General features: G+C 67.0%; 14 protein-coding genes. 11 read left to right on the top strand and 3 right to left on the bottom strand.

Going from position 1 to position 16,321, the window contains the following annotated elements:
- Positions 1 to 336: 336 nt before the first annotated feature.
- The 8 genes from lpxD to O0J73_RS16395 all read left to right on the top strand — a co-directional run bounded on the left by lpxD (position 337) and on the right by O0J73_RS16395 (position 10,493).
- On the top strand, positions 337 to 1,359 hold the full coding sequence (gene lpxD / locus O0J73_RS16360) for a UDP-3-O-(3-hydroxymyristoyl)glucosamine N-acyltransferase (RefSeq protein WP_006426903.1): 1,023 nt from the start codon (positions 337 to 339) through the stop codon (positions 1,357 to 1,359).
- Positions 1,356 to 1,814 (top strand): 3-hydroxyacyl-ACP dehydratase FabZ, encoded by a 459-nt coding sequence (gene fabZ, locus O0J73_RS16365; protein WP_006426901.1) that lies wholly within the window; start codon positions 1,356 to 1,358, stop codon positions 1,812 to 1,814. Before lpxD ends, fabZ begins: the two co-directional genes overlap by 4 nt.
- A 15-nt stretch (positions 1,815 to 1,829) precedes the next feature.
- Complete coding sequence (lpxA, locus tag O0J73_RS16370) at positions 1,830 to 2,621, top strand: acyl-ACP--UDP-N-acetylglucosamine O-acyltransferase (protein ID WP_308309149.1); 792 nt, start codon at positions 1,830 to 1,832, stop codon at positions 2,619 to 2,621.
- A gap of 53 nt (positions 2,622 to 2,674) precedes the next feature.
- On the top strand, positions 2,675 to 3,877 hold the full coding sequence (lpxB, locus tag O0J73_RS16375) for a lipid-A-disaccharide synthase (RefSeq protein ID WP_308309156.1): 1,203 nt from the start codon (positions 2,675 to 2,677) through the stop codon (positions 3,875 to 3,877).
- Positions 3,874 to 4,542, top strand: a complete 669-nt coding sequence (locus O0J73_RS16380) for a ribonuclease HII (protein WP_308309150.1) — start codon at positions 3,874 to 3,876, stop codon at positions 4,540 to 4,542. Before lpxB ends, O0J73_RS16380 begins: the two co-directional genes overlap by 4 nt.
- 353 nt (positions 4,543 to 4,895) lie before the next feature.
- Positions 4,896 to 8,486 carry a DNA polymerase III subunit alpha gene (dnaE, locus tag O0J73_RS16385; RefSeq protein WP_197563090.1) on the top strand — a complete coding sequence of 1,197 codons (3,591 nt, stop codon included), beginning with the start codon at positions 4,896 to 4,898 and terminating at the stop codon, positions 8,484 to 8,486.
- Positions 8,487 to 8,550: 64 nt separating this feature from the next.
- Positions 8,551 to 9,420, top strand: coding sequence for a hypothetical protein (locus O0J73_RS16390; protein ID WP_308309151.1), 870 nt, complete (start codon positions 8,551 to 8,553; stop codon positions 9,418 to 9,420).
- A 113-nt stretch (positions 9,421 to 9,533) separates the two neighbouring features.
- Positions 9,534 to 10,493: an acetyl-CoA carboxylase carboxyltransferase subunit alpha gene (locus O0J73_RS16395; RefSeq protein WP_308309152.1), complete on the top strand. Its 960-nt coding sequence runs from the start codon at positions 9,534 to 9,536 to the stop codon at positions 10,491 to 10,493.
- 141 nt (positions 10,494 to 10,634) lie between these two features.
- On the opposite strand, the gene O0J73_RS16400 is transcribed toward O0J73_RS16395, so the two are convergent.
- Positions 10,635 to 11,090: a CopD family protein gene (locus O0J73_RS16400; protein WP_006426717.1), complete on the bottom strand. Its 456-nt coding sequence runs from the start codon at positions 11,088 to 11,090 to the stop codon at positions 10,635 to 10,637.
- Between the two features lie 149 nt (positions 11,091 to 11,239).
- Here O0J73_RS16400 and O0J73_RS16405 point away from each other — a divergent pair, with 149 nt between their 5' ends.
- Complete coding sequence (locus tag O0J73_RS16405) at positions 11,240 to 11,830, top strand: class I SAM-dependent methyltransferase (protein WP_308309153.1); 591 nt, start codon at positions 11,240 to 11,242, stop codon at positions 11,828 to 11,830.
- Positions 11,831 to 11,923: 93 nt separating this feature from the next.
- Positions 11,924 to 13,231, top strand: coding sequence for a polyhydroxyalkanoate depolymerase (gene phaZ, locus O0J73_RS16410; RefSeq protein ID WP_308309154.1), 1,308 nt, complete (start codon positions 11,924 to 11,926; stop codon positions 13,229 to 13,231).
- Positions 13,232 to 13,431: 200 nt separating this feature from the next.
- On the opposite strand, the gene O0J73_RS16415 is transcribed toward phaZ, so the two are convergent.
- Both O0J73_RS16415 and O0J73_RS16420 read right to left on the bottom strand, forming a co-directional pair.
- Positions 13,432 to 14,421: a sensor domain-containing protein gene (locus O0J73_RS16415; RefSeq protein WP_197563098.1), complete on the bottom strand. Its 990-nt coding sequence runs from the start codon at positions 14,419 to 14,421 to the stop codon at positions 13,432 to 13,434.
- Positions 14,418 to 14,783: a PadR family transcriptional regulator gene (locus tag O0J73_RS16420; protein ID WP_049458153.1), complete on the bottom strand. Its 366-nt coding sequence runs from the start codon at positions 14,781 to 14,783 to the stop codon at positions 14,418 to 14,420. The genes O0J73_RS16415 and O0J73_RS16420 overlap by 4 nt, the downstream gene beginning before the upstream one ends.
- 136 nt (positions 14,784 to 14,919) lie before the next feature.
- Here O0J73_RS16420 and O0J73_RS16425 point away from each other — a divergent pair, with 136 nt between their 5' ends.
- Entirely contained in the window at positions 14,920 to 15,822 is a 903-nt protein-coding gene (locus tag O0J73_RS16425) for a peptidylprolyl isomerase (RefSeq protein WP_308309155.1), read from the top strand.
- Positions 15,823 to 16,321: the final 499 nt, after the last annotated feature.

Below are 16,321 nucleotides of genomic sequence, written 5' to 3' on the forward strand. Positions count from 1 at the left end.
GCCAGACAGGGTGCGAAGCGCCGGGCTCTGCCCGGCGTTTTCGTTTGGTCCGGATGCCGGAAGCGCCCGCTCTGCTTTTGCGCTTTGATCTTTTCTGTTTTTCCGTGGCTGGCACACGCGCCACGCCGCCGGAGGTCGGACGGGGTGGGGCTGCGGGGGTGTGAGCCGCATGGATGCGGCGACCAAGGCTACATGGACGTACTTGCGCCGTCCCCCGCAGCCCTGCCCCGTCCGACCCAGCCCATGGGACTGGCTCTGCCGGCCGCGAGGGGCCCTGTCCTTGGCTGTATGCCCCCCCTGCATGACCGCAATGGCGTCACACGTTAAACTCCCGCCGTGAATACTCCCACCTACACCGCCCAGCAACTCGCCGAGCAGTTCGGCCTGCAGGTCCATGGCGACCCCGCCACCGCCATCCATGGCGTGGCCACCCTCGCCCATGCCGGTCCTGGCCAGCTGACGTTCCTCTCCAATCCGCGCTACCGCGCCCAGCTGGCCGACAGCCAAGCGTCGCTGGTGGTGCTGCGTGCCGACGACGCCGAGGCTGCCCCCGGCGCCGCGCTCGTCGCCAAGGACCCGTACACGGCCTTTGCCAAGATCGCCGCGCTGTTCGACATCGCGCCGACACGGCCGCCGGGCATCCACCCCAGCGCCGTCATCGATCCCAGCGCCCAGGTTGCAGCCAGCGCCCATATCGGCCCGTTCGTCTCCATCGGCGCGCGCAGCGTGGTCGGCGAGAACTGCATCATCGGCACCGGCAGCGTGATCGGCGAAGACTGCAGCCTCGACAGCGGCTGCGAGCTGATCGCCCGGGTCACCCTGGTCACCCGGGTCAGGCTCGGCAAGCGCGTGCGCGTGCATCCTGGCGCCGTGCTCGGCGCCGATGGCTTCGGCCTGGCGATGGACGCCGGCAAGTGGATCAAGGTGCCGCAGCTGGGTGGCGTGCGCATCGGCGACGATTGCGAGATCGGCGCCAATACCTGCGTCGACCGCGGTGCGCTGGAAGACACCGTGCTGGACGACGACGTCCGCCTGGACAATCTGGTGCAGATCGCCCACAACGTGCAGATCGGCGCACACTCGGCCATCGCCGGCTGCACCGGCATCGCTGGCAGCGCCAAGATCGGCCGTTACTGCCTGCTCGGCGGCCACGTCGGCGTGGTCGGCCACCTCGAGATCTGCGACAAGGTCGTGATCACCGGCAAGTCCGTGGTCCGCAATTCCATCCATGAGCCGGGCGAGTACTCGTCCGGCACCCCGTTGACCGACAACCGCACGTGGCGCAAGAACGCCGCGCGCTTCAAGCAGCTGGACGCATTGGCTCGCCGCGTCCTGGCCGCTGGCAAGGAGAAAGAATGAACGACACGCTGCAGCTTCCTATCGACGTCTGCCAGATCCAGGAACTGCTCCCGCACCGTTACCCGTTCCTGCTGGTCGACCGGGTGCTTGAGCTCGACATCGAGGCCAAGCGCATCCTGGCGCAGAAGAACGTGAGCATCAACGAGCCCTTCTTCCAGGGCCACTTCCCGGGCCGCCCGATCATGCCCGGTGTGCTGATCATCGAAGCGCTGGCCCAGGCCGGTGGCGTGATGACCCAGCTCACGCTCGGCCGTGACTCGCAGTCCACGCTGTTCTACATGGTCAAGGTGGAAAACGCCCGCTTCAACAAGCAGGTCGTTCCCGGCGACGTGCTGATGCTGGATGTGCAGATGAAGCGCCTGATCCGCAACATGGGCTGGTACTACGGCGAAGCCAAGGTCAACGGCGAAGTCGTTGCCTCGGCCGAAGTCATGTGCGCCGGCGCCAAGGGCTGATCACTGGAGGCAGGAATGACTGACAACGTACCCCGGATCCACCCGACCGCCGTCATCGATCCGGCCGCGCGCCTGGCCGATGACGTACAGGTGGGCGCGTTCACCCTGATCGGTGCCGATGTGGACATCGGTGCCGGCACGGTGATCGGCCCCCATTGCAGCATCCATGGCCCGACCCGGATCGGCCGCGACAACCGCTTCATCGGCCACGCCGCCATCGGTGGCGAGCCACAGGACAAGAAGTTTGCCGGCGAGCGCACCGAGCTGGTGATCGGCGACCGCAACGTGTTCCGTGAGTTCGTCACCGTCAACCGTGGCACCGGCGGCGGCGGCGGCGTGACCACCATCGGCAACGACAACTGGATGCTGGCCTACACGCACGTGGCGCACGACTGCCATGTCGGCAACTTCTGCGTGTTCTCCAACAACACGACCCTGGCCGGCCACGTCACCGTGGGCGACTACGTGATCATCAGCGGCTTCGCCGGTGCCCACCAGTTCTGCCGCATCGGCGCGCATGCCTTCCTCGGCATGGGCGCGCTGACCAATGGCGACGTGCCGCCGTTCACCATGGTCGGCACCGATTCGCTCGGTCGCCCGCGCGGCATCAACAGCGAAGGCCTGAAGCGCCGCGGTTTCGATGCCGAGCGCATCTCGGCCATCAAGCGTGCCTACCGCACCCTGTACGTGGCCGGCCTGCCGCTGGCCGAGGCCAAGGTGCAGCTGACCGAACAGGCGCGTGACAGCGACGATGTGAAGGCGATGCTGGACTTCATCGAGCATGCCGAGAGGCCCTTGCTGCGATGAGCAGCACGACCGGCCAGGCGCCGGCCGGCGCCGCCGTGATTGCGCTGGCCTCGATGGCTGGCAGCGTTCCTGCGCAGCGGGTGCTCAGCGAGCGACCGTTGCGGATTGCACTGGTGGCCGGCGAGGCCTCCGGCGATCTGCTGGGTGCGGGCCTGGTGCGTGAACTGAAAGCACGGTTCCCGAACGCCGAATTCGCCGGCATTGGTGGCGACGCCATGCGCAGCGCCGGCTGCCAGACCTGGCACGATGCCAGTGAGCTGGCGGTGATGGGCCTGACCGAAGTACTGCGCCACCTGCCACGCCTGCTGAAGCTGCGCTCCACGTTCCGCCAGCGCGCACTGGAATGGCAGCCGGACGTGTTCATCGGCATCGACGCACCCGACTTCAACCTTGGCATCGAGCGCTGGCTCAAGCAGCGCGGCGTGCAGACCGTGCACTACGTCAGCCCCTCGGTCTGGGCCTGGCGCGAGAAGCGCGCCGAGAAGATCGGCAACAGCGCCGACCTGGTGCTGTGCCTGTTCCCGATGGAGCCGCCGATCTATGCCAGGCATGGCATCGATGCGCGTTTCGTCGGGCACCCGATGGCCGACGACATTCCACTGCAGGTCAACCGCGAGGAAGCCCGTGCCGCGCTTGGCCTGCCGACCTCGGCCAAGGTGCTGGCGGTGCTGCCGGGCAGCCGACTGGGCGAGATCTCGCGCCTGGGCGAACCGTTCTTCGAAGCCGCCTGGCAGGTCTCCGAACGCATCCCGGGCCTGCATGTGGTGGTACCGGCCGCCAACCCGGCGTGCAGGCAGCTGATCGAAGAACAGCTCTCACGCTCGGCGCTGCCGGTGGCCTATTCGCATGTACTCGACGGACAGGCGCGCAACGCGATGATCGCCGCCGATGTGGTCGTGCTGGCGTCGGGCACCGCCACGCTGGAGGCGATGCTGGTCAAGCGCCCGATGGTGGTCGGCTACCGCGTCAACGAGCTGACCTACCGCTTGGTCAAGGCGCTGGGCCTGATCAAGGTCGACCGTTTCGCGCTGCCCAACATCCTGGCCGGCCAGGATCTGGCCCCGGAGCTGATGCAGCACGACTGCACGCCGGACAAGCTGGCGGCAGCCATCCAGCAGTGGTTCGACCATCCGCAGCGCGCGGCCGACCTGCAGTGCACCTATGCCCGCCTGCATGAACGCCTGCGCCGCAACGCCTCGGCACGGGCCGCCGACGCCGTTGGCGAGCTGTTGATGCGCGATCGGGCAGCTGCATGAGCCGTCGCCACGCGGCAACGGCCAGCCTGGCCCTGTTCGATGGCGCGGCCGTGGTCGAGCCGGAGCGGTTGATCGCCGGCGTCGACGAGGCCGGCCGTGGACCGCTGGCGGGGCCGGTCGCGGTGGCGGCGGTGGTGTTCGACCCGGCAAGGCCACGCATCAACGGCCTGGATGATTCCAAGCAGCTCGCCGCCGCACGCCGCGAGCAGCTGCATGACCGCATCATCGAGCGGGCCCTGGCCTGGCACGTGGTGCTGGTCGACGTGGACACCATCGACCGCCTGAACATCTACCAGGCCACCCTGCAGGGCATGCGCGAGGTGGTCGCCGCCGTGGCCCATGTCGCCGGCTTCGCCCGCATCGATGGCAACGTGGTGCCGAAGGGGCTGGTACTGCCGGCACAGGCGCTGATCGGCGGCGATGGCATCGACCGCGCGATCATGGCCGCCTCGATCCTGGCCAAGGTCTCGCGCGACCGCTACATGCAGGACGTGCACGCTCGTCACCCGCAGTACGGCTTCGAGCAGCACAAGGGCTATGGCACCCCGGCCCACCTGGCCGCGCTGCGTGAACACGGCCCCTGCGGCGAGCACCGTCGCAGCTTCGCCCCGGTACGTGAATGCCTGGAAGCGCCGCAGGCGTCGGCCGACATCGCGATTGCCTGAATCGCCTGAACGCCCGCTGCAATCCGTCTGGGGAAGAGTCCCCCTGAGCCAGGGGGCCGCGCCCCTGGGAATCGCAGGAGCGATTCCCAACGTTGCTGTGCAACGGCCCGAAGGGCGCATGCCATGGATGGCATGCGTAACGGCGCGGGGGTCTGGAAGCATGGTGAGACGGGGCCCGCGGTTCGCCTGCGAGCCGTGGGAAGCGATAGCGCGAATGCGATATCGCGTGCCGTCAAGAGCTTGTCGCGCCCCCCTGCCCTCGCTACCCTGACCGGGCACTCCAGCGCTTCCCGACCCCGGCGACGATTCCCCCCGTCGGCACCCGGGGCCCGCGCGCTCCAACCTGGCCCGGCATGTCCAACTCCCGCTTCGTACATCTCCACGTCCACACCGAGTTCTCGCTGGCGGACTCGACCATCCGTGTGCCGGCCAAGCCGGACCAGGCCGACCCGAAGAAGGCCAAGCAGGCCAACCTGCTGTCGCGCTCGGTCGAGCTCGGCCTGCCCGCGCTGGCGGTGACCGACCTCAACAACCTGTTCGCCCTGGTCAAGTTCTACAAGGCCGCCGAAGGCGTGGGCATCAAGCCGATCGCCGGCGCCGACGTGCTGATCGCCGAGGAAGGCCAGGACCCGTGGCGGATGACCCTGCTGTGCCGCGACCGCGAGGGCTACCTGAGCCTGTCGCGGCTGCTGACCCGCGCCTGGATGGAAGGTCATCGCCCGGAAGGCGGCGTGGCCGTGCACCCGGACTGGCTGAAGGCCGGCAACGCCAACCTGTTCGCGCTGGCCGGGCGGCAGAGCCTGGCCGGGCGGCTGGCGCTGGACGGCAAGCATGAGCTGGCCGAGCAGCAGCTGGCCGACTGGCAGCGCGTGTTCGGCGATGGCCTGCACCTGGAACTGACCCGTACCGGCCGCGAAGGCGAGGAGACCTTCAACCAGTTCGCGCTGATGGCCGCCGGCCAGCGTGGCCTGCCGGTGGTGGCCAGCAATGACGTGCGCTTCCTGTCACCGTCGGATTTCAGCGCGCACGAAGCGCGCGTGTGCATCTCCACCGGCCGCGTGCTGGACGACCCCAAGCGCCCGCGCGAGTACAGCGACCAGCAGTACCTGAAGTCGGCCGAGGAGATGTGCGCGCTGTTCGCCGACATCCCCGATGCGATCGACAACACGCTGGCGCTGGCCGAGCGCTGCAACATCGAGATGCGGCTGGGGACCTACTTCCTGCCCAACTACCCGGTGCCCGACGACGAGACCCTGGACACCTGGATCCAGAAGATGTCGCGCGATGGCCTGGAAGAACGCCTGGAGAAGAATCCGCTGGCGCCGGGCAAGACCCGCGAAGAGTACTTCGAGCGCCTGGAGTTCGAGCTCAACACCATCATCAAGATGGGCTTCCCGGGCTACTTCCTGATCGTGGCCGACTTCATCCAGTGGGGCAAGAACCAGGGCATTCCGATCGGCCCCGGCCGTGGTTCGGGTGCCGGTTCGCTGGTGGCGTGGGCACTGAAGATCACCGATCTGGACCCGCTGCCGTACAACCTGCTGTTCGAGCGCTTCCTCAATCCGGAACGCGTGTCGATGCCCGACTTCGACATCGACTTCTGCATGGACCGTCGCGACGAGGTGATCGACTACGTCGCACGCAAGTACGGGCGCGAACGCGTCAGCCAGATCATCACCTACGGCACCATGGCCGCCAAGGCGGTGGTGCGCGACTCCGGCCGCGTGCTGGGTTTCCCGTACGGCCTGGTCGATGGTGTCTCCAAGCTGATTCCGAACATCCTCGGCATCCACCTGAAGGATGCGCTGGGTAAGGGCAAGGAAGGCCCCAGCTCGGAAATGGCCTCGGCCGAACTGATCCAGCGCTACGAGACCGAGGACGATGTCCGCGACCTGATCGACCTGGCGCTGCAGCTGGAAGACCTCACCCGCAACGCCGGCAAGCATGCCGGTGGCGTGGTGATCGGTCCCGAGCCGCTGAGCGAGTTCTGCCCGCTGTATGCCGAACATGACGAGAACGGGCTCGGCAAGAACCCGGTCACCCAGTTCGACAAGAACGACGTGGAAGAAGTGGGCCTGGTGAAGTTCGACTTCCTCGGCCTGCGCACGCTGACCATCATCGACTGGGCGGTGAAGGCGATCAACAAGCGCCATGAGCGCGCCGGCATCCCGCCGGTGGACATCGCCGCGATCCCGCTGGACGACACGCCCACCTACAAGGACATCTTCGCCAACGGCAATACCGGCGCGGTGTTCCAGTTCGAATCCTCGGGCATGCGCCGCCTGCTGAAGGACGCGCGCCCCGACCGTTTCGAAGACCTGATCGCGCTGGTGTCGCTGTACCGCCCCGGCCCGATGGACCTGATTCCTTCCTTCAACGCGCGTAAGCACGGCCAGGAAGAAATCATCTATCCCGATCCGCGCACCGAAGCGATCCTGAAGGACACCTACGGCATCATGGTGTACCAGGAGCAGGTGATGCAGATGGCGCAGATCGTCGGCGGCTACTCGCTGGGCGGGGCCGACCTGCTGCGCCGCGCGATGGGCAAGAAGGTGCCGGCGGAAATGGCCAAGCACCGCGAGATCTTCCGCGAAGGTGCGGCCAAGGACGGCGTGGACGAGGCCAAGGCCGATGCGATCTTCGACCTGATGGAGAAGTTCGCCGGCTACGGCTTCAACAAGTCGCACGCCGCCGCCTACGCGCTGGTCAGCTACCAGACCGCGTGGCTGAAGCGCCATTACCCGGCCGAGTTCATGGCGGCCACGCTGTCCTCGGACCTGGACAACACCGACAAGGTGGTGGGCTTCCTTGACGAGGTGCGCAACCTCGGCCTGACCGTGCTGCCGCCGAAGGTGAACCAGTCGGCCTTCATGTTCGAAGCGGTGACGCCGGACACCATCCAGTACGGCCTGGGCGCGATCAAGGGCGTTGGCCAGGGTGCCTGCGAAGCCGTGGTCGACGAGCGCCTGAAGGGGGGCGAGTACAAGGACCTGCTCGACTTCTGCACGCGCGTTGGCTCGGCCAAGCTCAACCGGCGCACGCTGGAAGCGATGATCAACTGCGGCGCGCTGGATGAGCTCGGCCACAACCGCGCCTCGCTGATGCTGCAGCTGCCGGAGGTGATCAAGGCCACCGACCAGATGGCGCGCGAGCGCGCGTCCGGCCAGAACTCGCTGTTCGGCGGCCCCGACCCGAGTGCAACCACGATCCAGCTGGACCTGCCCCAGGCCGAGGAATGGCCGTTGCTGCAGCGCCTGAACGGCGAGCGCGACACGCTGGGCTTCTACCTCAGCGGCCACCCGTTTGATCCGTGGCGCGACGATGTGCGCGACCTGGTCGGCAACGACCTGGGTTCGGTGGAGAAGATCTGGAGCGCCAACAGCGGCGGTGGCGGTGGCGGCGAAAAGCGCTGGCGCCCGGAAGTGCAGACGGTGCTGGCCGGCCAGGTGGTCGGCGTGCGCCGCAAGGGCGAAAGCCAGATCTTCATCCAGCTCGAGGACGGTCGTGGCCGCGTCGAGTGCAGTGCGTTCTCCGACGCGATGGCCGAGTTCGGCCACCTGATGACCAAGGACCGCATCCTGGTGGTCAAGGGCGGCCTGCGCGAGGACGAGTTCAACGGTGGCTTCGCGCTGCGCATCCGCCAGGTCTGGGACTTCGACGAAGTCTGCGCCAACTACGCCACGCGGCTGTCGCTGCGCCTGGACCTGCGCCAGCAGCGCCCGGTCTGGGAACGCATCGATGCCCTGCTCGATCGCCATCGCCCGGGGCGCACCCCGCTGCGCCTGGACCTGCTGCTGAAGGGCCCGCAGGGCGGCGTGGCCGGCATGCTTGATGTCTCCGGGCAGAGCGCGGTTCGCATCGACTCCAAGCTGATGGAGGCGCTGCGCGCCGATCCGGCCGTGCGCACGCTGAAGGTGCGCTACAGCCCGCCGTGGGCCAGCTGAGGCGGCCGCTCCGGTTTTCCTTTCACCCCTGTTTTCCCGTTCCAGATATCAAGGACGATTGCCGATGAAGACCCTCCTGTTCGCGTTTGCCGCCGCGCTGGCGCTGGCTGCCTGTTCGCCGTCGAAGATCGAGTTCCAGATCGACAATCCGACCGCCACGCCACTGGCGCTGAGCATTGACGGCAAGGAGCTGCCGGTGGCCGCGCACGGTTCGCGCCCGATCTCGCTGGCCGTGGGCGAGCACCGCCTGCACAGCGAGAAACTCGGTGACGTGCGCTTCATCGTCTACGTCGACGGTCGTGGTGGCCTGATCAACCCGACCCTGAGCGAGTACGTCATCGCCCGCGAGATCTATGTCACCGACGAGAGCAAGCTGAAGAATTTCGGCGTTGGCAACAAGGGGATCGAGCTGGGCGGGATCGACTTCGAAGGCCCGTTCGAGAAGAGCCACGCGCTGTTCATCGACAAGACCTGGACCTACGGCGTGCGCGAACCATTCCCGAAGGAAAAGGTGGTGGCCCATGTCGACTCCAGCGGCGGCCAGATCGTGGCAAAGGTGTTCACCGCCCCCGACTTCATCACCTACGTGGAAGAAGGCATGGGCGAACCCGGCGCGTTCAAGCGCGAGCAGCCGGCCGGCTACGTGGCCCCGGTATTCAGCCTGGAACCGGCTCCGGCCAGCCTTCCCGCGCTGGTGCCCGCCTTTGAAGCGCATGCCGCGCCCCTGCGCGAGGTCTATGCGCGCTGGCTGAAGGCCACCACCGCCGATGAACAGAAGGCCCTGCGCAAGCAGGACTTCGCCGCACAGATGGCCTTCACTTCGGCCACCGCCAGCCTCGGCAGCGGCCTGGGCCGGGAGGCCAACGAGGCTTACAACGACTTCGTCTCGCAGCGCAGCCAGCTGATGGGGCACAGCGCCCTGGTCGTGCCCTGAGCTGACTGGCGCCCCCTGCCCGGCTGCGCTACCGTCGCCTTCCAGACGAGGGCGTACGGGCGGTTTGCACGCATTCGGCTAGAATTCCCCTCTTCTTTACACGACGGCTTCCGATGAATCCGAACTACCTCGACTTCGAGCAACCCATCGCCGACCTGGAAGCCAAGATCCAGGAACTGCGCAACGCCAGTGCCGGGCCGGCGGTCAATGTCGAGGCCGAAGTGCACGCGCTGCAGGACAAGCTGCGCATGCGCACCGCGCAGATCTTCCGCAACCTGACCTCGTGGCAGGTGCTGCAGCTGGCCCGTCACCCCTCGCGCCCTTACACCGCCGACTACCTGCGCATCATCTGCGATGAGTTCCAGGAGCTGGCCGGTGACCGTGCATTCGCCGACGACAAGGCGATCATGGGCGGCCTGGCCCGCATCAACGGCCGCGCGGTGATGGTGATCGGCCACCAGAAGGGCCGCGACACCAAGGAAAAGATCAAGCGCAACTTCGGCATGCCCAAGCCGGAGGGCTACCGCAAGGCGCTGCGCCTGATGAAGATGGCCGAACGCTTCGGCCTGCCGGTGCTGACCTTGATCGACACCGCCGGCGCCTGGCCGGGCATCGACGCCGAATCGCGCGGCCAGTCCGAAGCGATCGCACGCAACCTGATCGAGATGGCTGAACTGAAGGTGCCGATCATCTGCACCGTGATCGGTGAAGGCGGCTCCGGCGGTGCGCTGGCGCTGGGCGTGGGCGACCGCACCGTGATGCTGGAGTACTCGGTGTATTCGACCATCACCCCGGAAGGCTGCGCTTCGATCCTGTGGAAGGACGCCGGCAAGGCCAAGGACGCGGCCGAACAGCTGGGCCTGACCGCCCCGCGCCTGAAGAGCCTGGGCCTGGTCGACAAGGTCGTGCGCGAGCCGACCGGTGGCGCACACCGCAACCCGATGCAGATGGCCAAGCGCCTGAAGGCGGTGCTGCTGAACGAACTGGAGGCGCTGGAAAAGCTGTCCACCGAACAGCTGCTGGAACAGCGCTACACCCGCCTGCGCAGCTACGGCGCGTACGAAGCCGCGTAAGCCCGGTAGTGCCGGCCGCTGGCCGCTGGCCGGCAACATCCGTGTGATTGCAGAAACGAAAGAGCCGGGCAGATGCCCGGCTCTTTTTCGTTGCGCCTGCGCGATGTATCCAGGCATGGCGTGGATGCACGGAAGGCTTGCTCAGAACGGCTTGGCCAGCACCAGCCACACGATCGGAATGAACGCCAGCAGCGGAATCTCGTTGATCCAGCGCAGTGCGCGCGACGACGGCAGCGCCCTGCCCTGGGCCACGCCCTTCAGCAGGCGCCCGATCCAGATGAAATACGCCAGCAGCACCACGACCAGCCCCAGCTTGGCATGCAGCCAGCCGGCACCGCCCGGCGCCACCATGGTCGGGAAATCAGGGATGACCTTGTAGCCCAGCCACAGCACCAGGCCCAGCAGGAAGGCCAGGCCGAACATCGAATGGCCGAAGCGGTACAGGCGCAGGCCCATCAGCTGCAGGCGCTCGGTCACGGCCGGCTGGCCCGCGGTTTCGGCCAGGTTGACCAGGATGCGCGGCAGGTAGAACACCGTCGCCATCCACGCCACCACGAACACGATGTGGAAGGTCTTCACCCAGTAGTAGCTCTGCATGCGCTTGCTCCGGCGGCTGGCGTAGATGGGCGGTCATTCTCGCATGCCGTGGCCGGACCACCCCGCGTGCCACCGCCGCGACACATCGACGCATGGCGCGCCGCAACACCGTACGATAGGCGCCGTTTTCTCCGATCATGCACCGCCCCATGGACAAGACCTACGACGCCGCCTACTTCCAGCGCTGGTACCGCCGCGCCGACATCGGCGGCAGCGCCCGCCTGGCACGCAAGGTCGCGTTGGCCGTGGCCAGTGCCGAGTACTACCTGGAGCGGCCGATCCGCAGCGTGCTGGACATCGGCTGCGGCGAAGGCGCCTGGCGCGCGCCGCTGCTGAAGCTGCGTCCGAAGGTCGAATACCTCGGCTTCGACAGCAGCGAGTACGCTGTGCGCCGCTACGGCCGCACCCGTAACCTGCATCTGGCCCGCTTCGGTGATTTCGCCTGGTTGCGGCCCTGCGCCCCGTTCGACCTGCTGGTCTGCTCGGACGTGATGCACTACGTGCCCAACCGCGAACTGCGCGCCGGCCTGGCCGGCGTGGCCGAGCTGACTGGCGGCGTGGCCTTCCTGGAGACCTTCGCCGCCGAGGACGCGTTCGAAGGCGATCACGACGGCTTCCAGGCCCGCCCGGCGCGCTGGTACCGGCGCGAACTGGCCCGCCACGGCCTGCAGCCGGTAGGGTCGCACTGCTGGCTCGGCCCCGCCCTGGCAGGTGATACGGCCGCGCTGGAACGGATGTGAATCCGGATTCATTATTTTCAGCCAACTTAACCTGCGGGACACCCGGATGGGATATGCTGCGCGGCAACATATGACCATACATATTCGGTCGTCATGCTCTATCAACTGCACGAACTGACCCGCAACCTGCTCGCCCCCTGGGTGCACCAGGCCCAGGCCAACGCCAAGTTCTTCGCCAACCCGGGCCACTGGTGGTCGCAGATGCCGGGTGCCGATCGCCTGGCCGCGGTCAACGAGTTGTTCCATCGCATCGGCAAGGATTACGAGAAGCCCGAGTGGGGCATCAACGAAATCGACGTCGATGGCGAGCGCGTGCCGATCGTCGTGCATGAGGAAGTGAGCAAGCCGTTCTGCAAGCTGCTGCGCTTCAAGCGCCACAGCAATGAAGCCGACCAGCTGCACACCATGCTCAACCAGCCGTTCGTGCTGGTGGTCGCGCCGCTGTCCGGCCACCACGCTACCCTGCTGCGCGATACCGTGCGCACCCTGCTGCGCGACCACCGCGTGTACGTCACCGACTGGGTCGACGCGCGCATGGTGCCGTCCAGCGAAGGCGAGTTCGGCCTGGACGACTACATCGCCTACATCCAGGAATTCATCCGCCACCTCGGCGTTGAGCGCCTGCATGTGGTGAGCGTGTGCCAGCCGACCGTGCCGGTGCTGGCCGCGGTTTCGTTGATGGCCAGCCGTGGCGAACCGACGCCGCGCACGCTGGTGATGATGGGCGGCCCGATCGATGCGCGCTGCAGCCCGACTGCAGTGAACAACCTGGCCACGCAGAACCCGCTGTCGTGGTTCGAGAACAACGTCATCCACACCGTGCCGCCCAGCTACCCCGGCGCCGGCCGCCGCGTGTATCCGGGCTTCCTGCAGCATGCCGGCTTCCTGTCAATGAACCCGAGCCGCCATTTCAGCTCGCACTGGGATTTCTACACCGACCTGGTCAAGGGCGACCTGGAAGACGCCGATGCGCACCGTCGTTTCTATGACGAGTACAACGCGGTGCTGGACATGCCGGCCAAGTACTACCTGGATACCATCCGCGTGGTGTTCCAGGACTTCCTGCTGCCGCGTGGCGAGTGGATGGTCAATGGCGAGAAGGTCGATCCGTCGGCCATCCGCGATACCGCGCTGCTGAGCATCGAAGGCGAGCTGGACGACATTGCCGGCCTCGGCCAGACCGAAGCGGCACAGGCACTGTGCACCGGCATCAGCGCAGACCGCCGCGAGCATTTCATCGTCGAAGGTGCCGGCCACTACGGCATCTTCAGCGGCCGCCGCTGGCGCGAAGTGGTGTACCCGAAGGTGCGCGACTTCTTCGCCGCGCATGCCGAGGCGCCGGCGGCGAAGGCCACGAAGAAGAAGAGCAACGTCACCCCGCTGCGCCGCAAGGCGGGGTAACTCGCCCATGGTGGGTGCCGACCTGGGTCGGTACGCCCTTGTAGATGCCAACCTTGGTTGGCGCTCTACCGTAAACCCTGGCATCTGATGGAGTGCGCCAACCAAGGTTGGCACCTACCGAAGCCGACCCCGCCAGGTATGTCGATGGCGGATGGAGCGTGCCAACCGAGGTTGGCACCTGCCAGAGCGTGGATTCCCGGTTACAGCCGCACCAGCAGGTGCTTGGCGATCAACCCGTGCAGCTTGCCGATGCCGCGCGCCAGGTGCAGGGTCAGCACCAGCAGCAGCGCACCCACGGCGGCAACCACGATCGCTACCAGCGGCGAGGCCGCCATCGGCAGCACATTCACGCCGTCGATATAGATGCCCGGGATGTCGCCGCTGAAGATCGCCGCCACCGGTGCCCAGATCATGCCCAGCGACAACGACAGCAGCGTCACCGCGATGGTGAAGTAGATGATGCCCAGCGGCAGCATCAGCACGAAGTACAGCAGGGTCAGCCAGGTGCGGCCATCGGTGAACATGTCGCCGATACGCTGCAGCCAGGTGCGGCTGCGGTCGGTGTAGCGTGGACGGCGTGGCATGCGTTCGCCCAGCAGTGCTTCCACCAGCCGCCCTTCCAGCAATGCCAACCCGCGCACCGAGCCGAAGAACAGCACGGTCAGCGGAATGCCGACGATCAGGATCAGCAGGCCCAGCGACAGCGACAGGCCGGTCACCACCCAGGTGAAGAAGAAGATGCCGGTGGCCAGCGACAGCAGCATGTAGAACAACGCGCCATAGGTGTGCGGATCCGCCACCACGCCGAAGAAACGTGCCAGCAGCGAGCGCTGTACCGGCGCCGGCGGCGGCGCGGCCGGCTCGACGCCGCTGGCCTCGGCTGCCGCACGCAACACCGGCGAGGTATCCGCACGCGGCGTACGCAGCGCGCGGTTCACCGTCACCTCGGTCTCGCGGTAGATCTCGGCCACTTCGTCCGGCGCGCCATAGCTGCCGGCGACGTCGGCGATCACCTCGGCCTCGCTGCGGCCGGGCTGTGCAGCCAGCTCCGAACGCAGGTATTCCTCGGCGTCGTACAAGGCATCCTGCACCATCGCCGGATCGGCGCCTTCCAGCGCCGCGCGCAGCTGCGCCAGGTACTGCGGAATGGTGGTCGGCAGGGCACGGCCTGCCAGGCTCGGGTCGTTCATTGCGGTACCCCCTCCAACACGGAATCGACGGAATCGCGGGTGGCCTGCCAGGCCTGGCGCCATTGCGCCAGCACCTCGCGGCCACGTTCATTGATGCGGTAGTAGCGCCGCGGCGGCCCGCTGCTGGACGGCTCGACATGGCTTTCCAGCAGGCCGGCCCCTTCCAGGTTGCGCAGCACCGGGTACAGCGCGCTCTGCTTGCCGCTCAGCACGCCCTCGCCCACCCGCTCCAGCTCCTTGGCAATCAGGTAGCCGTACAGCGGCTGCCCGGCCCGGGCGAGCACCGCCAGCAGGGCCAGCGACACCGTTCCAGCGCTCAGCTCCTTCTGGAACTTCTTCAGGTGGACATCGTCTTCGACCATGACCGGCCCTCCACTACGTTGAAGTCCACAGTAGTGCGAAGTTCGGTATAGCGAATGTGTCGTTAGTCATCGTGCCGGTTGGCGTGGCCGGGACGCTCGCGCAGAATCGAAGCTTCGTTCATGTTCCGGGGTTCCCATGCCGCACCGCCGTCGCCTTGCCCTGACCGCCCTCGCCCTTTCCTGCCTGCTTCCCGCGCTGGCCAGCGCGGCCACGCCCTACCGCAGCCCGCAGCAGATCCTCGACGCGTCGGCGGCCAACGACTGGCGCACGCCGGACCCGGCCAACCTGCTGTACATGGACCTGCCGGCCGGCCGGGTGATCATCGAACTGGCGCCGCAGTTCGCCCCGCGCCATGTCGCCAACATCCAGACCTTCGCCCACGAGCACTTCTGGGACAGCACCAGCATCTACCGTTCGCAGGACAACTTCGTGGTGCAGTTCGGCGATGCCGACGCCGATGACGCGGCCAAGGCCAAGCCGTTCGGCAGCGCCGCACGCAAGCTGCCGGCCGAATTCGAACGCACCAGCGCCGGCCTGAAGGTGAGCGTGTTGCCGGACAGGGATGGCTGGGCGGCGCAGACCGGCTTCGTTGACGGCTTCCCGGTCGGCCAGGACCCGCAGGCCGGCAAGGCCTGGCTGGCGCACTGCTACGGCATGCTCGGCGCCGGCCGCAGCAACGAGGAAGACAGCAGCATCGGCGCCGAACTGTACGTGGTGACCGGGCAGTCGCCGCGCCAGCTGGACCGCAACATCACCCTGGTCGGTCGCGTGTTGAAGGGCATGGAGCTGCTCAGCGCGACCCCGCGCGGACCGGCGCCGATGGGTTTCTACACCGATCCGAAGCTGCGTACGCCGATCATGTCGATCCGCCGTGCCAGCGATGTGCCTGCGGCCGAGCGCACGCCGATCCAGGTGCTGCGTACCGATTCGAAGACCTTCGCCGAAACGGTGGAGGCGCGGCGCAATCGCGTGGATGATTTCTACAAGCGCCCGGCGGGGCATATCGATCTCTGCAATATTCCGGTGCCGGTGAAGTAACGCCGTTGCAGGTTCTGCGCGTGGTGCGTGCTGAAGGCGCTTCATCGTTCATGGGCGTCACTTTTCTTTTCGCGCGAAAAGAAAAGTAACCAAAACAAACCCGCCGCCACACCGCGAGCCGCCGTGCTTCGCACGTCGGTACCCTGCGCTTCTCGGTGAATCAGGGGACGGTGCCGAACTCGCTGCGCTCAGACATCGGCACCTCTTCGCCCCTGATTCCCCTGCGATGCTCGGCTCGCTCAAGGCGGACCCAGATCAAAGGCCACGGCTGCACCCAGTGGATCCACGCCATACGTGGATGCCTTGCCGTTGATCTTGACCTTCCAGTCCGCCTTGAGCGAGCCGAGCACCGCAGGTCCGGCGAGGGCGAAGAGGTGCGGGTGTCTGAGCGCAGCGAGTTCCCGCACCGTCCCTCGACGGGCCGAGGAGCGCAGGGCACCCCTGGGCCACCCCCCTCGGCGCGGGGCCCGGGGGGCGGTTGGTTTTGTTTAATTTTTTT

Source organism: Stenotrophomonas sp. Sm6012 (genome assembly GCF_030985895.1).
Taxonomy (GTDB): Bacteria; Pseudomonadota; Gammaproteobacteria; order Xanthomonadales; family Xanthomonadaceae; genus Stenotrophomonas; species Stenotrophomonas forensis.

Coding starts and splice junctions, on each gene's coding strand:
- O0J73_RS16395 (WP_308309152.1), top strand. CDS start 9,534: ATGAATCCGAACTACCTCGACTTCGAGCAACCCATCGCCGACCTGGAA.
- dnaE (WP_197563090.1), top strand. CDS start 4,896: ATGTCCAACTCCCGCTTCGTACATCTCCACGTCCACACCGAGTTCTCG.
- fabZ (WP_006426901.1), top strand. CDS start 1,356: ATGAACGACACGCTGCAGCTTCCTATCGACGTCTGCCAGATCCAGGAA.
- phaZ (WP_308309154.1), top strand. CDS start 11,924: ATGCTCTATCAACTGCACGAACTGACCCGCAACCTGCTCGCCCCCTGG.
- lpxB (WP_308309156.1), top strand. CDS start 2,675: ATGGCTGGCAGCGTTCCTGCGCAGCGGGTGCTCAGCGAGCGACCGTTG.
- O0J73_RS16425 (WP_308309155.1), top strand. CDS start 14,920: ATGCCGCACCGCCGTCGCCTTGCCCTGACCGCCCTCGCCCTTTCCTGC.
- O0J73_RS16390 (WP_308309151.1), top strand. CDS start 8,551: ATGAAGACCCTCCTGTTCGCGTTTGCCGCCGCGCTGGCGCTGGCTGCC.
- O0J73_RS16380 (WP_308309150.1), top strand. CDS start 3,874: ATGAGCCGTCGCCACGCGGCAACGGCCAGCCTGGCCCTGTTCGATGGC.
- O0J73_RS16400 (WP_006426717.1), bottom strand. CDS start 11,090: ATGCAGAGCTACTACTGGGTGAAGACCTTCCACATCGTGTTCGTGGTG.
- O0J73_RS16420 (WP_049458153.1), bottom strand. CDS start 14,783: ATGGTCGAAGACGATGTCCACCTGAAGAAGTTCCAGAAGGAGCTGAGC.
- O0J73_RS16415 (WP_197563098.1), bottom strand. CDS start 14,421: ATGAACGACCCGAGCCTGGCAGGCCGTGCCCTGCCGACCACCATTCCG.
- O0J73_RS16405 (WP_308309153.1), top strand. CDS start 11,240: ATGGACAAGACCTACGACGCCGCCTACTTCCAGCGCTGGTACCGCCGC.
- lpxA (WP_308309149.1), top strand. CDS start 1,830: ATGACTGACAACGTACCCCGGATCCACCCGACCGCCGTCATCGATCCG.